The following is a 14,871-nucleotide window of genomic DNA, read 5'->3' as shown; positions in this document are numbered from 1 at the left end:
GTCTTTTCGGACCCAAGGCCGTTCTGGGTTTGGAGAAGTTTCCCGTCTTGACCCTGCCATAGTCGATGTGAACAATGGTTTTCATGAAAAACCTGTTGAGCACATTGGAGCCGCTGCTAGCAAGACTTCCTGTGACGGCATCGGTAGAACTTCCATCGGGCGAGCGCATCGGGTCTGAACGCAGTGCGGTTCAACTCATTTTTCGCTCCCCCAAGGCTGTTGCGGCGCTGCTGGACGGCCAGATCGGCTCGATCGGCTCGGCCATCGTCGAAGGCTGGGTGGAGGTCAAGGGCAGTTCCCGCGACATCATGGCTGCTGCTGCCGGGCTGCTGCGCGGCGACCCGGTCAGCCATACACCCTCGTGGTTGGGGCAGACGGTTTCAAAGGCCAGATCGCTGGCCATGCACACGCTGACGCGTGATGCCGAGCAGATTCAGTTTCATTACGATCTTTCCGATGACTTCTACGCGCTGTGGCTGGATCCGCGCCGCGTCTATTCCTGCGCGTACTACAAGGAGCAGGGCATGAGCCTGGCCCAGGCGCAGGAGGCCAAGCTCGATCACATCTGCAAAAAGCTCAAGCTCCAGCCTGGCGAGCGCTTCTGGGATATCGGTTCCGGTTGGGGCGGGTTGATCTTCTGGGCGGCCGAGCATTACGGCGTGCAAGCCCATGGCATCACGCTGTCGCGCAACCAGTTCGAGCATGTGCAGCACCTGATCGCCGAGAAGGGCCTGCAGGGCAAGGTCCGGGTCGAGTTGCGCGACTACCGGCAAATGGGTGATGTGGAGCCGTTCGACAAGATCGGCTCGGTCGGCATGTTCGAGCACGTGGGCAGCGCCAATCTGCAGGGATACTTCGAAACCATTTATTCCATGCTCAAGCCTGGCGGTCTTGCATTGGTCCATGGCATCACGGCGGGCGGTGTCAGCAATGTGGAGCTGGGTGCCGGTATGGGCGAGTTCATCAACCGCTACATCTTTCCCGGGGGCGAACTCATGCATGTCAGCCGCGTGCTGCATGATCTGGCGGCCAGCGGACTGGAAATGGTGGATACCGAGAACTTGCGCCCGCATTACGCGCGCACGCTTTGGGCCTGGTCGGATGGGTTGGAGGCCAGGCTGGGCGAAGCTCAAATCATTTTGCAAGCCCAGTATGACGAGGAAAAAGCCGCCAAGGCTTTGCGTGCCTATCGTCTTTATCTGGCGGGCTCGGCCATGGGCTTCGAGCATGGTTGGATTGCGTTGCATCAGATGCTGTGCAGCAAACCCGATGGCGATCTGCGCAGCGGTGCGATGGCGGGTGCGCAGAGCGGCTATCCTTTCAACCGCGAATATATCTACCGTTGAAGGAACCGCTCCATGCCCTACAAATTCAAATCGCGTGCCACGGCAGACCTCATCATGCTGGACGCCAACGGCCGCAAGCTGCTGGAAATCATCGGCAAGTCGCCCGATGAGGTGCATGGAATCATCACCGTGGAGCAGATTCCGGCCGCCATCGTCGCGCTGGAGGCTGCCGCCGCCGAAGATGCGGCCAGACGTGCGCAGCCGCAAGACGAAGCGCAGGAGGATGCCGTGCCTGCAAATCAGGATGGCGTGGCCCTGGGCCAGCGCATCGTGCCTTTTGTCGACATGCTCAGGCGCAGCGCCGCCGATGGCAAGGAAGTGACCTGGTAAGTCCAGTCGCCTTCTGGCCGCCCCAACAAAAAAGCCTGCAGATGCAGGCTTTTTGCGTTGAACGGATCGTGCGTTCTCAGTCGGCGTAGATGCCGGCGGCCTTGATGACCTTGCCCCACTTGGCGATTTCGGCTTCCACAAACTTCTTGTGGCCCGCAGGGTTGGTGCGGTCGTCGGTGGCAATCACGGCACCCAGGGCTTCCTGGCGCTTGATGAACTCGGGGTCCTTGAGCGAAGCCTTCATGGCTTCGTTGATCTTTTGCACCACATCGGCAGGCGTGCCCTTGGGGGCGTACAGACCGTGCCAGATAGTCACGTTGAAGTCCTTCAGGCCCAGGGACTGCAGTGTGGGCAGGTCCTTGAGTGCAGGCGTGGTCAGCGGCTTGGCAGTGGTCACGGCATAGGCCTGAACCTTCTTGGCGGCAATCTGCGAAGTGGTGTTGGTGGTCTGGTCGCACAGCAGGTCCACCTGGTTGCCCATCAGGTCGGCAATCGCAGGAGCCGCACCCTTGTAGGGCACCGGCGTCATGTCCTGCTGCAGCGAGGCCTGGAACATCAGGCCGCACAGGTGCGAGGCCGAGCCTACGCCGGCGTTGGCCAGATTCACCTTGCCCTGGTTCTTGCTGACCCAGTCCTTGACTTCGGCGAAGTTCTTGGCGGGCAGGGTGGGGCGGCCGATCAGTGTCATGGGCACATCGTTGATGATGCCGGCGTACTCGAAGTCGTTGAGCACGTTGAAGGACAGCTTGCGGTACAGCGTCGGGATGGTGGACATGCCGATATGCGTCAGCAGCAGCGTGTAGCCGTCATTGCGTGCGCGTGCTGCCTTGGCCGTGCCAATCGTGCTGCCGGCACCGTCTGCGTTGTCGATGACGATGGTGGCGTTGTTCAGCTGCTTGCGCATGGATTCGGCCAGGTCGCGTGCCACCTTGTCGGTGGGGCCGCCTGCCGTGAAAGGCACGATGATCGTGATCGTCTTGCCAGCGGCAGGGTAGCTGTCGGCATGGCTGCTGATGGCGGCGGTGGCGGCCAGAGCGATGGTGGCGATCTTGAAAATAGTTTTCATAGTGTCTCCCTAAGAATAATGTGCAAGCAGACCAAGACGGTTGGCTTGTCGTGACGTAAAGCCGGATTCTAGGTAGCGCTAATCTGTGGGGTTTTTGTTATTTTCTAAGTGTTATCCCTTGATGGAGCGGGCGATCACATTGCGTTTGCGTTAAAGCAAACCGATTGCCTGTCGCGTATTGGCGACACATGCGCAGGGGCTTGGCCAAGCTCAAGTCCCAGTGCAAAACCTTTAGGCCGCAGAGCCAGCCGAATGCCGGTAGCTCTCCAGAGCTTCACTGATAGGAGCGCGCGTCTTCGATCACCTTGCCGTCATTGGGCAGGCTGCCGGGAGACACCATCTGCACTTCGCCACGCAGCTTGGTGACTTCGCGCAAGGCGTCGATCACCTGCAGGGCAAAGCCCGGTGCGGTTTCCGTGGTTTCAACCAGCAACTGCATCTGGTCGTTGGCCATCTCACCCGTCACCACCAGCCTGGCCCTGACGATCTGCGGAAAGCGCTTGACGACCTCGGCCACCTGTTTGGCATGCACGAACATGCCGCGCACCTTGGTGGTCTGGTCGGCACGGCCCATCCAGCCCTTGATGCGGGCATTGGTGCGACCCGTGGGGCAGGTTCCCGGAAGATAGGCCGAGAGGTCACCCGTGCCAAAGCGGATCAGCGGATAGTCGGGGTTGAGCGTGGTGATGACCAGCTCGCCCACCTCGCCCTCCGCCACAGGGTCGCCGGTTCCGGGGCGCACGATCTCCACGATCACGCCCTCGTCCAGCACCAGACCTTCACGGGCGCTGGTCTCATAGGCAATCAGGCCCAGATCGGCCGTGCCATAGCTCTGGTAGGCATCTATGCCATGCTCGCGCATCCATTGGCTGAGCGAGGGAGGGAAGGCTTCGCCGCTGACCATGGCCTTGGTCAGGCTGGGCAGCTTCACTCCCATCTCCAGGGCCTTTTCCACAATGATTTTCAGAAAACTGGGCGTACCCACATAGGCTGCGGGCCGCAGATCGGCCATGGCCTGCACCTGCTGCTCGGTCTGGCCCGTGCCGCCCGCGAACACCGTGCAGCCCAGGGCCTGGGCACCGGTTTCCATCATCGAACCAGCAGGCACGAAGTGATAGCTGAAGCAGTTGTGCACCAGCTCGCCAGTCCTGAAGCCTGCGGCGTACATGGAGCGGGCCATGCGCCAGTAGTCGGGGCGGCGGCTTTCGGGTTCGTAGATGGGACCGGGGCTGGAAAACAGCCTGGGCATGTCATGCCCCAGGCCTATGGCATTGAATCCGCCAAAAATCTGCTGCGGACGCTGTGCGGCCTGGCGCTCCAGCAGCTCGCTCTTGCGCGTCACAGGCAAGGTGGCCAGCGCTGCGCGACTGGTGATACGGGATGCATCCACACCTTTGAGAATTTCGGCAAAAGCGCTGGAGCGCTGCTGTGCATGGGCAATCTGCAGCGGCAGGCTGGCCATGCAGTCGGCTTCGCGCTGTTCGGGGCTGCGGGTTTCCAGGGCATCGTAGAAATCACTCATGGCAAATCCTGTAGAGAAAATCTGCAAGCAAAACGGAAGTCAATGGGCGCAAGCTAAAAACTGGCGCGCACCAAGCCAGAGACAGCGAGCAAGCGCCGCCACGCAGCGAGGCGGTCGTCCCCTTCGGGGGAAGGCGCGAAGCGCCTCAGGGGGCCGCCATCAAGCCAACCATCTTTTCCTTCGCTTGTAGCTCTTGACGTCCTTGAAGCTCTTGCGCTCGCCGCCGCCCACGCCCAGGTAGAACTCCTTGACGTCCTCGTTGCTGGCCAGATCCTTGGCGGAGCCGTCCATGACGATGCGCCCGCTTTCCATGATGTAGCCGTAGTCGGCGTATTTGAGCGCCATGTTGGTGTTCTGCTCGGCCAGCAGGAAAGTGACTTTTTCCTTGCTGTTGAGGTCTTTGACGATGTGGAACACTTCGTCCACGATCTGCGGTGCCAGGCCCATGGAGGGCTCGTCTAGCAGCACCATGCGCGGGTTGCTCATCAGTGCGCGGCCGATGGCGCACATTTGCTGCTCGCCGCCCGAGGTATAGGCGGCCTGGCTGGTGCGTCGGGTCTTGAGGCGCGGGAAGTAGTTGTAGACCTTCTCGAGATTGGCGGCAATCTCGCCCTTGTCCGTGCGGGTGTAGCTGCCCGTCAGCAGGTTTTCTTCAATGCTCAGGTGGGCAAAGCAGTGCCGGCCTTCCATGACCTGCACCACACCGCGCTTGACCAGGTCGGCCGGCGAGAGGTTGGCGATCTGCTCTCCCTCCAGCGTGATGCCGCCCTTGGTGACTTCACCGCGCTCGCCCTTGAGCAGATTGGAGATGGCGCGCAGCGTTGTGGTCTTGCCCGCGCCATTGCCGCCCAGCAGGGCCACGATGCTCTGGTGGGGTACTTGTAGCGAAACGCCCTTGAGCACCAGGATCACATGGTTGTAGATGACCTCGATGCCATTGACTTCCACCAGCGGTGCGGTCTGGGCGGAAGTGGAAACTGTGTGCGCGATATCGGTCATGCGGTCACCTGGTAACTCAAAATAGATAGCTGTCTGCACTTCATGGATAAGCGCTTGAGGCTGATTTTTATAAACCCGGTTGCGACGAAGTGAGCCTTGGTCAGAGACATCAAGCAAGGACCTGGGCTGGCCGCGCCGCAGCGAGGATGTCGTCCCCCTCAGGCGCTTGGCGCCAGTGAGGGGGAAGGCGCCAAGCGCCTCAGGGGGTGCAGGTCCTTACCTTGATGTTCTTTTCCTTGGCGTACTTGTCCGCGAACTCCTTGTAGAGCGGATCGACCATGGACTTGTCGGCCTGGTACCAGTCGGAAGTCACCTTGAACTTGGCGCCGTCCCAGGTCGCAATACGGGCCCAGTCGGCGCCCAGGTGGTTGTCGCAGCTGGTCTTGAAGGGGCGGATGATCTTGCCGAAGCCCAGCTCGTTCAGGCGTTCCTGCGTCATGTTCAGGTTCTCCAGGCCCCAGCGCACCTGCTCGGGTGTCATGACCTTGCCCTTGCCGAACTTTTCCTGAGCGGTGCGGATGGCCTCTACCTGCAGCATGGAGATCACCATGCCGCGGGTATGTGCCAGCTGGCCCAGTTCCTTGGCGTCCTTGGCCGTGCCCTGACCCTTGTCGTAGAGCATGGACTTGATGTCGCCATGCACCTTGTCGCTCTCGGCCGTGTTGTGGATGGTCACTGTGTTGTAGCCCTTGGCGCCGGCACCGATGTCCTTGACGTCATGGTCGGAGCCGCCCCACCAGACGGCATACATCTTCTCGCGCGGGTAGCCCGTGGCCTGCGCCTCACGCACGGCCGTAGGCGTCATCACGCCGGCCGACCACAGCAGCACATAGTCGGGGCGGTTCTGACGAATCTGCAGCCAGGTGGATTTTTGCTCCACGCCGGGGGCAGTCACGGGCAGCTTGATCAGCTCAAAGCCATCCTTGGCGGCGCGCTTTTCCAGCAGCGGAATCGGCTCCTTGCCATAAGGCGAGTCGTGATAGACCAATGCGATCTTCTTGCCCTTGAGGTTGCCTTTTTCCTTCTTCAGAATGTCCTGCACGATGGAGTCGGCGGCCGTCCAGTAGTTGCCCAGCAGCGGGAAGTTCCACTCGAAGACCTTGCCGTCCACGGACTGGGACAGACCATAGCCTGGGGTGACTACCGGCACCTTGTCGCCAGGAGCCTTGTCGGTCACGGCAAAGGTGATGCCCGTGGACTGAGTGTCAAAGCCGGAGGCGCCGCCGTCCTTGTTCTTGAGGCGCTCGTAGCATTCCACGCCCTTGGCCGTGTCATAGGCGGTTTCGCATTCCTCGAATTTGATCTTCACACCGTTGACGCCACCCTTGGCATTGACCAGCTTGAGGTAATCCTGCTTGCCGTCCGCCCATGGAATACCCAGGGGCGCGAACTGGCCCGTGCGATACACCAGCAGAGGCACGAACTGCTCCTGGGCCTGAGCCGCAGGCGAGGCCATCAAACCACCCATGCCGGCTGCCACGGTGGCGGCGGCAATCGCAATCTTCTTGAACATCATCAACTGTCTCCTTGGGTTGTATGGGACGGGGTCCCGGACAGGCACTCTGTGGTGTCTTGATTAATAAGAGCTAGGGCTCAGGCATTGGAAACTGTCTTTGGATTTGGCAACAGCCATCTCAGAGACATCGAGCAAGGGCCGTCCCGCCGCGAGGATGTCTTCCTCCTCCCGCGAAGCGAGAGAGGAGGAAGGCGCGTAGCGACTCAGGAGGTGTTTCATATCAATGCGGGAATGGCCAGACACGCAGCTTCTGACGGGCCGTGGCCCAGAGCTTGGCCAATCCGTGGGGTTCCACAATCAGGAAGAACACGATGAGCGCACCAAAAATCATGTGCTCGAGATAGGTTGCCGTGGCCGTGGACAGCGGCAGACCCAGCCAGTGGGGCACCTGGTTGAGCAGCAGGGGCAGCAGCACGAAGAAGGCGGCGCCGAAGATGCTGCCCACCACAGAGCCCAGGCCGCCGATGATGATCATGAACAGCAGCTGCAGCGAACGATCCAGGCTGAAGGCAGCGGGTTCCCAGGCACCAAGGTGGACAAAGCCCCAGAGCGCACCGGCCACGCCGACGATAAAGCTGCTCACGGCAAAGGCCGATAGCTTGGCGTAGGTGGGGCGGATGCCGATCACGGCAGCGGCCACGTCCATGTCGCGCATGGCCATCCATTCACGACCTACCGAACTGCGCACCAGATTCTTGGCGGCCAGACCGAGCAGGCACAGGATTGCCAGGCAGAGCAGGTATTTCTCCATGGGCGTATCGATGGCCCAGCCCAGAATGGCCAGGGGCTTGGCGCTGACGGAGCCGGACGAGGAGTTGTTTGTCACCCAGGCCGCGCGGGTCGCCAGCCAGTCCACAAAGAACTGGGCGGCCAGCGTGGCCACGGCCAGATACAGGCCGCGAATGCGCAGGCTGGGCAGGCCGAACACCACGCCGAACGCCATGGCCACCACGCCACCGCCGAGAAGTGCTAACAGCAAAGGCATGCCTTCAATGCGGGCCTGCAGGTTGTAGGCCGCATAGGCACCCACGGCCATGAAGGCGGCGGTACCCAGCGAAATCTGGCCGCAGTAGCCGACGAGGATGTTGAGTCCCAGCGCCGCCAGCGACATGATGACAAAGGGAATCAGAATCGCCTGGAAGGTGTAGTCGCTGGCAATGAAGGGGATGGCCAGGAAGGCGAAGGCCAGCACCAGCAGGATGACCCAGCGGTCCTGGGCGACGCCGAAGATCTGCTGATCTGCCGCGTAGCTGGTCTTGAACTGGCCGTTTTCACGATAAAACATATTCTTGTTCTCCCCGTTCAGACGCGGTCAATGATCTTGTCGCCGAACAGACCTTGGGGCCGTACCAGCAAAAAGCAAAGGGCCAGACCATAGGCAAACCAGGTCTCGATGCCGCCTCCCACCATGGGGCCGATGTAGACCTCGGAGAGCTTCTCTCCCACGCCGATGATCAGGCCGCCGATGATGGCGCCGGGCAGTGATGTCAGGCCGCCCAGAATCACCACGGGCAGGGCTTTCAGAGCCACCAGCGACAGCGAATACTGAACGCCCAGCTTGCTGCCCCAGATGATGCCGACCACCAGAGCCACGCCGCCGGCCACCGACCAGACGATGACCCAGATGCGCGACAGCGGAATGCCGATGGACTGAGCGGCCTGGTGGTCGTCGGCCACGGCGCGCAGCGCGCGTCCGGTCTTGGTCTTCTGAAAGAAAAGGCTCAGGCAGATCACCAGGATGGCTGCAATGCAGGCCGCATACAGGTCTTCCAGGCTGATCATCACGCCGCCCTGAAACAGGCTGTCCATGATGAAGACCGGGTCCTTGGGCATGCCGACATCAATCTTGTAGACCTCGCTGCCAAAGACCATGGGGCCGAGGCCATCGAGCAAATAGGCAATGCCCAGCGTGGCCATCAGCAAGGTGATGGGCTCCTGGTTGACCAGATGGCGCAGGGCCAGACGCTCGATCACCCAGGCCACGCCCACCATCAGAGCCAGGGTGACGACGATGGCCAGCAGATTGCCGAGCAGCCCCGGCTCCAGGCCCAGCCAGCCGGGAATCCACTGCGAGAAGCGCGCCATGGCCAGGGCCGAAAACAGCACCATGGCGCCTTGCGCAAAGTTGAAGACGCCCGAGGCCTTGAAGATCAGCACAAAGCCGATGGCGATCAGTGCGTACAGCGTGCCCACCATGAGGCCGCCGAACAATGTCTCTAAGAAAAATCCCATGACTGCTCCTTCAGTGGCCTGCGCCCAGGTAGGCTCGGATCACGTCTTCGTTGTTGCGTACTTCATCGGGAGCGCCGTCGCCGATCTTCTTGCCATAGTCCAGCACCACGACACGGTCCGAAATGTCCATGACCACGCCCATATCGTGTTCGATGAGCACGATGGTGGTGCCGAACTCTTCGTTCACGTCAAGGATGAAGCGGCACATGTCCTGCTTCTCTTCCACGTTCATGCCGGCCATGGGCTCGTCCAGCAGCAGAACCTGAGGCTCCATGGCCAAGGCACGGCCCAGATCCACGCGCTTTTGCAGGCCATAGGGAAGCTGGCCCACGGGAGTCTTGCGATAGGCCTGGATTTCGAGAAAGTCGATGATGTGCTCGACGAACTCGCGGTGCTGCATTTCCTCGCGTTGTGCAGGGCCGATGCGCAGGGCCTGCATCAGGATGTTGTTCCTGATCTTGAGGTTGCGGCCGGTCATGATGTTGTCGATCACGCTCATGCCCTTGAACAGCGCCAGGTTCTGGAAGGTGCGTGCGACACCCATCTCGGCCACCTGGCGGCTGTTCATATGACTGAAGGTCTGGCCGCGAAAGGTGATGGAGCCTTCGGACGGCGTGTAGACGCCGTTGATGCAGTTGAGCATGGAGCTCTTGCCGGCGCCGTTGGGGCCGATGATGGAGCGAATCTCGTGCTCTTTGACATTGAACGAGATATCGGTCAAGGCTTTGACGCCGCCGAAACGCAGACTGATGTTCTTGATGTCCAGGATCACGTCGCCGCTGGTTCTTGTATTCATGAAAATTCCTCTCAGGCGGCAGCCGGGTGGAGCTTGGCTTCGACGATGGTCAGCGTGGCGCTGACGCTGCCCGTGCGGCCGTCCTCGAACTTCACCAGAGTCTCGATGAACTGCTGCTGCTTGCCGGTGTAGAGCGCCTCCACCAGCACGCCGTACTTGTCGGCGATGAAGTTGCGGCGCACCTTGCGGGTGCGGGTCAGCTCGTCGTCATCGGGGTCCAGCTCCTTGTGCAGTACCAGAAAGCGCGCCACCTGGGTGTCGGCCATGCCGGGCTCGCTGGCCAGGTCGGCGTTGACCTTGTCTATGCAGTCGGCCACCAGCTCCAGCACCTTGGCCTTGCTGGCCAGGTCCACATAGCCGCCGTAGGGCAGGCCCTGGCGCTCGGCCCAGTTGCCCACGGCCTCGTAGTCGATATTGATGAAGGCGCAGACCTCGTCCTTGCCATGACCGAAGCACACGGCTTCCTTGATATGCGGGAAGAACTTGAGCTTGTTCTCAATGTAGTTGGGCGCGAACATGGCGCCGCGGCTGGTCTTGCCCACATCCTTGGCGCGGTCGATGATGCGCAACTGGCCGTTGGCATCGATCACGCCGGCATCGCCGGTATGGAAATAGCCGCTGGCGTCGATCACCTCGGCCGTGGCGTCGGGGCGCTTGTAGTACTCCTTGAGCACGGACACACCCTTGACCAGCACCTCGCCGTTGTCGGCAATCTTGAGCTCGATGCCCGGTGCGGCCTGGCCCACGCTGGAGAGCTCCACCTGGCGGTCGCGCTGCAGGCAGACATAGGCACAGGTTTCGGTTTGACCGTAGAGCTGCTTGAGGTTGATGCCGATGGAGCGGAAGAAGCGAAACAGCTCGGGGCCGATGGCAGCGCCTGCCGTATAGGCCACGCGGATGCGCGAAAGGCCCAGAGCATTGCGCAGCGGCCCGTAGATGAACAAGCTGCCCAACTGGTATTTGAGGCGATCCATGGCACTGACGTTCTTGCCGTCCAGGATGTCCGAGCCTACGCGACGTGCCACCTCCATGGCCTTGGCATACATCCACTGCTTGAGCGGCGAGGCATCTTCCATGCGAATGGAAACCGAGGTCAGCATGCCCTCGAATATGCGCGGCGGAGCAAAGTAGTAGCTGGGGCCGATCTCGCGCAGGTCGATGGCGATGGTCGAGGCGGATTCCGGGCAGTTGATGGTGAAGCCCGCCACCAGCCATTGCGCAAACGAGAACAGATGGTCTCCCACCCAGGCCGGCGGCAGATAGCAGATCACATTGTCCGAGGCATTGAGGCCATCGGTCTGCACGCCGCCGCGGGCAGATTCGCCAAAGCTGGCGTGGGTCTGGCACACCCCCTTGGGCTTGCCTGTGGTGCCCGAGGTGTAGAGGATGACCGAGACGTCGCCTGGCGAGACGGCCTGGACCATGGCCTCATAGGCTCCCGCGTGCTGTGCATCCCATTCCTTGCCCTTGGCCAGCAGCTCCTCGGTGCTGATGAGTCCGGGTTGATCATATTTGCGCAGGCCGCGCGGATCGTCATAGATGATGTGACGAATGCCGGGAACGCTCTCGCGAACTTCCAGCAGCTTGTCCACCTGTTCCTGGTTCTCGGCGAAGGCAAACGCGATCTCAGCGTCCTCCATCACAAAGCGCATCTCGGCGGCCACGGCATCCTGGTACAGCGGAATGGGCACTGCGCCACAGGCCTGAACGGCCAGAAAGCCCATGTAGACATGGGGCCGGTTATCGCTGATGAACGCCAGATTCTGGCCACTTTCAAGCCCCAGCGCGCGCAGGCCGCAGGCCATGTGGCGTACGGTTTGTGCGGCTTCGCGCCAGCTCCAGGTTTGCCAGATGCCATACTCTTTCTCGCGCAGGGCGGGCGCATCGGGGCGTTCTGTCGCGTGCTTGAGCAGCAATTGCGGGAACGTGGTTGTCATGCCTGATCCTCTTGGTTGGGGTTGGAGCCGCCGCGGCTACCCTTCACGAAAGTCTTGCAGACATGCTATGAGCGACTTTGACGTCAGGATGTCTGTTTGACGACAATTTGAGGGAAAGCCTGCATAGTGAAAATCCGCTGTAACAAATGCTGCTGAAAATGGCGCATTTACTGCCTCGTGGAAATCCCGCTGTTGCGCCAGCGCGGCTTTGGCAATGCTTCTGGGCATGAGTCAAGAACTGTCCCTGCATCAAAGGCGGCGCAAGCCTTTGAGCTCAGAACTCGATGGCATTCCCTGGTGGCCTGTTCTGTTGCCCATAGAGCGTGAAAATGTGGCACGCGTGCTGCTTGTCGGCGATGCCGAGCCGGGCGACTATGTCTGCCGCACCGGTCGCCCGCCTACCTACTGGTTTGGCGTGGTCGACGGCCTGCTCAAGATGAACACCGAAAGCGCCGACGGAGTCAGCATGACGCTGGCCGGTCTGCCTCCCGGTGGCTGGTTTGGCGAGGGAACGGTCATCAAGCGCGAGCCCTATCGCTACAACGTGCAGGCCATCCGCAAGACTGTTGTGGGAGGCCTGCCCATCGACATGTTCCACTGGCTGCTTGATCACTCCATAGGCTTCAATCGTTTTGTGATGAACCAGCTCAACGAGCGCCTGGGCCAGTTCATCGCGGCGCGCGAGATCGACCGCATGAGCAACCCCGATCTGCGCGTGGCGCGCACTCTGGCTGCCTTGTTCAACCCCTTGCTCTATCCCGGCGTGGGGCAGATTCTGCGCATCACCCAGCAGGAGCTGGCCAATCTGGTCGGCCTGTCACGTCAGCGTGTGAACGAGGCCTTGTCCGTGCTGCAGCGCGAGCGCGTGATACAGATCGAGTATGGCGGCCTGCGCGTACTGGACCTGGAAGCGCTGCGGCATGGTGAGTTCTGTGCGTCTCGCAAGGCGCTTGCCTGAGGGACGTCCTATAACCTAGCTCCGCGCTGGAATTGTGGATAACTCTCGCCTCGCGCCCGCGCGTCGCGAGACAATTACGTCCAAATGTCAGTCAAACCTCCTAAAGAGTCCGGCGCCCCTGGTGCTGGCAATTCCTCTGCGCCCTCGGATTCCTCGTCGGCGCGCCCTGTTTTGCGTGCACCGGCCAAGCCAGCCAAGGCCGAAAAGCCTGCGGCAGCCCGTGGCTCCAGGCCCGCTGGCGGTACCGATCGCGGCCCGCGCGGTGAAGGCCCGCGTGGCGAACGTGGCGCCCGCCCTCAGCGTGAGCGCGACGAGCGCCCCCGCACTTCCGGCTTTGGTCGCCCGGACGGCGGCCGTCCTGCTCGTGACGACGATGAGCGTCGAGGCGGCTTCTCGCAGCGCGACGAGCGCCGTCCCCGCGCCGATCGCGATGACCGCTTTGCCGAAGGCGGCGAGCGCCGCTTTGGCGGCGGTGACCGCGGTTTCCGCCCCTATGGCGAGTCGCGTGATGGTGATCGCGGTGGCGAGCGTGGCGGCGAGCGCCGCGAGTTTCGTCCCCGTGACGACCGCCGTGATGACCGCCCTCAAGGCGGCCGTGACTTTGGTGAGCGTCCACGTTCGTCCGGTTTTGGCCGTCCCGACCAGGGCCGCTCTGAGCGCTCCGAAGGCGGAGAGCGTCGTGAATTTCGTCCCCGTGACGACCGCCGTGATGACCGTCCGCAAGGCGGTCGTGACTTTGGCGACCGTCCACGTTCGTCCGGTTTTGGCCGTCCTGAACAGGGCCGTTTTGAGCGCTCCGAAGGCGCCGAGCGCCGTGAATTCCGTCCACGCGACGGCGAACGTCGTGGCGGTGATCGCTTTGAAGGTCGCCGCGATGAGCGTCCTCAGGGTCGTGACTTTGGTGACCGTCCGCAAAACCGTGGTTTTGGTCGCCCAGACCGCTCTCAAGGTGGCGAACGCCGCGAATACCAGCCCCGTGATGGCGAGCGCCGTGGTGGCGATCGCCCGCAAGGCCGCGACTTTGGTGATCGTCCACAGAACCGTGGCTACGGTGACCGTCCCGAAGGCCGTTCCTTTGATCGTGACGACCGTCGCGGGGATGCCCGTCGCGGTGACGATCGCCGCGGTGACGACCGCCGCGGTAACGACCGCCGCAACGACGAGCGCCGTGGCGAACGCCGCGACGAGCGTGGTGGCGAGCCTGAAAAGCGCCATATCCCCGGCTCGTTTGTGTCGGAGGCCACACGCCGGCCCACCACCGGTATTCGCACCTATCGCCCCGCAGCCGATGGCTCGGATCGCGCAATTCCCGTCAAGCGTGCGCCCGAAGTGGAAGCGCGCCAGGACGATCGTCCCGGAGCCATCCGCATCAACAAGCGCATTGCCGACATGGGCATGTGCTCGCGCCGCGAGGCCGACGAGTGGGTGGAAAACGGCTGGGTCACGGTCAACGGCGAAGTCGCAACCATGGGCCAGAATGTGGTGCCCGGCGACAGGATCGAGATCGACCAGAAGGCTCAGGAGCGGCAGGACCAGCAGGTCACCATCCTGCTGAACAAGCCCATGGGCTATGTCAGCGGTCAGGCCGAGGACGGACATGAGCCCGCCGTGGTGCTGATCACCAACGAGAACCGCTGGAACGAAGACCGCAGCAAGACGCGCTTCAACTTCAGCCAACTCAAGGGCCTGGCTCCCTGCGGCCGTCTGGACATCGACTCCGTGGGTCTGCTGGTGCTGACGCAGGACGGCCGCGTGGCGCGCCAGATCATTGGCGAGGACTCGGAAGTCGACAAGGAATACCTGGTGCGCGTGACCTTCGGCGACCGCGACGTGGATGTTCAGTCCGTCTTCCCCGAGGAAAAGCTGGCCCTGCTGCGCCACGGCCTGTCGCTGGACGAGCAGCCGCTCAAGCCCGCACAGGTGGACTGGCAAAACCCCGAGCAGCTGCGCTTTGTGCTGACCGAAGGCAAGAAGCGCCAGATTCGCCGCATGTGCGAGCAGGTCGGCCTCAAGGTTGTGGGCCTCAAGCGCATCCGCATCGGAGGGGTGACCCTGGGCAATCTGCCCACCGGCCAATGGCGCTATCTGGCTCCACACGAGAGTTTCTAAGCTCCCCCTGAGCCGCTTTGCGGCTTCCCCCCCTTTCTCTACGCGCTGCGCGCTATGGGA

Annotated in this window: 12 protein-coding genes; 4 read left to right on the top strand and 8 right to left on the bottom strand. The window is 61.9% G+C overall.

What is annotated here, in order from left to right; genetic code table 11:
* The first annotated feature begins 74 nt into the window (after positions 1–74).
* Both F0P97_RS24915 and F0P97_RS24910 read left to right on the top strand, forming a co-directional pair.
* Entirely contained in the window at positions 75–1,346 is a 1,272-nt protein-coding gene (locus F0P97_RS24915) for an SAM-dependent methyltransferase (protein WP_182284760.1), read from the top strand.
* Between the two features lie 12 nt (positions 1,347–1,358).
* Complete coding sequence (locus F0P97_RS24910; RefSeq protein WP_182284759.1) at positions 1,359–1,676, top strand: DUF1840 domain-containing protein; 318 nt, start codon at positions 1,359–1,361, stop codon at positions 1,674–1,676.
* A 76-nt stretch (positions 1,677–1,752) separates the two neighbouring features.
* Here F0P97_RS24910 and F0P97_RS24905 read toward each other — a convergent pair whose 3' ends face one another.
* The 8 genes from F0P97_RS24905 to F0P97_RS24870 all read right to left on the bottom strand — a co-directional run bounded on the left by F0P97_RS24905 (position 1,753) and on the right by F0P97_RS24870 (position 11,744).
* A complete protein-coding gene (locus tag F0P97_RS24905; RefSeq protein ID WP_003068642.1) occupies positions 1,753–2,742 on the bottom strand; it encodes a tripartite tricarboxylate transporter substrate-binding protein in 990 nt (329 codons plus the stop codon).
* A 274-nt stretch (positions 2,743–3,016) separates the two neighbouring features.
* Entirely contained in the window at positions 3,017–4,264 is a 1,248-nt protein-coding gene (locus F0P97_RS24900; RefSeq protein WP_182284758.1) for a phenylacetate--CoA ligase family protein, read from the bottom strand.
* Positions 4,265–4,423: 159 nt separating this feature from the next.
* Positions 4,424–5,263 carry an ABC transporter ATP-binding protein gene (locus tag F0P97_RS24895; protein ID WP_003068648.1) on the bottom strand — a complete coding sequence of 280 codons (840 nt, stop codon included), beginning with the start codon at positions 5,261–5,263 and terminating at the stop codon, positions 4,424–4,426.
* A 199-nt stretch (positions 5,264–5,462) separates the two neighbouring features.
* The gene (locus tag F0P97_RS24890) at positions 5,463–6,779 is read right to left on the bottom strand and encodes an ABC transporter substrate-binding protein (protein WP_182284757.1); all 1,317 of its coding nucleotides are present in this window, start codon (positions 6,777–6,779) and stop codon (positions 5,463–5,465) included.
* 220 nt (positions 6,780–6,999) lie between these two features.
* Complete coding sequence (locus tag F0P97_RS24885) at positions 7,000–8,064, bottom strand: branched-chain amino acid ABC transporter permease (RefSeq protein ID WP_182284756.1); 1,065 nt, start codon at positions 8,062–8,064, stop codon at positions 7,000–7,002.
* A 17-nt stretch (positions 8,065–8,081) separates the two neighbouring features.
* Positions 8,082–9,011, bottom strand: coding sequence for a branched-chain amino acid ABC transporter permease (locus tag F0P97_RS24880; protein WP_063663698.1), 930 nt, complete (start codon positions 9,009–9,011; stop codon positions 8,082–8,084).
* Positions 9,012–9,021: 10 nt separating this feature from the next.
* The gene (locus tag F0P97_RS24875; protein ID WP_182284755.1) at positions 9,022–9,807 is read right to left on the bottom strand and encodes an ABC transporter ATP-binding protein; all 786 of its coding nucleotides are present in this window, start codon (positions 9,805–9,807) and stop codon (positions 9,022–9,024) included.
* Positions 9,808–9,818: 11 nt separating this feature from the next.
* The gene (locus F0P97_RS24870) at positions 9,819–11,744 is read right to left on the bottom strand and encodes an AMP-dependent synthetase/ligase (RefSeq protein ID WP_182284754.1); all 1,926 of its coding nucleotides are present in this window, start codon (positions 11,742–11,744) and stop codon (positions 9,819–9,821) included.
* Positions 11,745–11,970: 226 nt separating this feature from the next.
* Here F0P97_RS24870 and F0P97_RS24865 point away from each other — a divergent pair, with 226 nt between their 5' ends.
* Both F0P97_RS24865 and F0P97_RS27770 read left to right on the top strand, forming a co-directional pair.
* Positions 11,971–12,702 carry a Crp/Fnr family transcriptional regulator gene (locus F0P97_RS24865; protein WP_003068662.1) on the top strand — a complete coding sequence of 244 codons (732 nt, stop codon included), beginning with the start codon at positions 11,971–11,973 and terminating at the stop codon, positions 12,700–12,702.
* An 84-nt stretch (positions 12,703–12,786) separates the two neighbouring features.
* Complete coding sequence (locus F0P97_RS27770; RefSeq protein ID WP_232538049.1) at positions 12,787–14,811, top strand: pseudouridine synthase; 2,025 nt, start codon at positions 12,787–12,789, stop codon at positions 14,809–14,811.
* The last annotated feature ends 60 nt before the right edge of the window (positions 14,812–14,871 follow it).

It is taken from the genome of Comamonas testosteroni, assembly GCF_014076415.1.
GTDB lineage: Bacteria > Pseudomonadota > Gammaproteobacteria > Burkholderiales > Burkholderiaceae_C > Comamonas > Comamonas testosteroni_F.
This window is presented reverse-complemented; position numbering and strand designations above follow the sequence as displayed.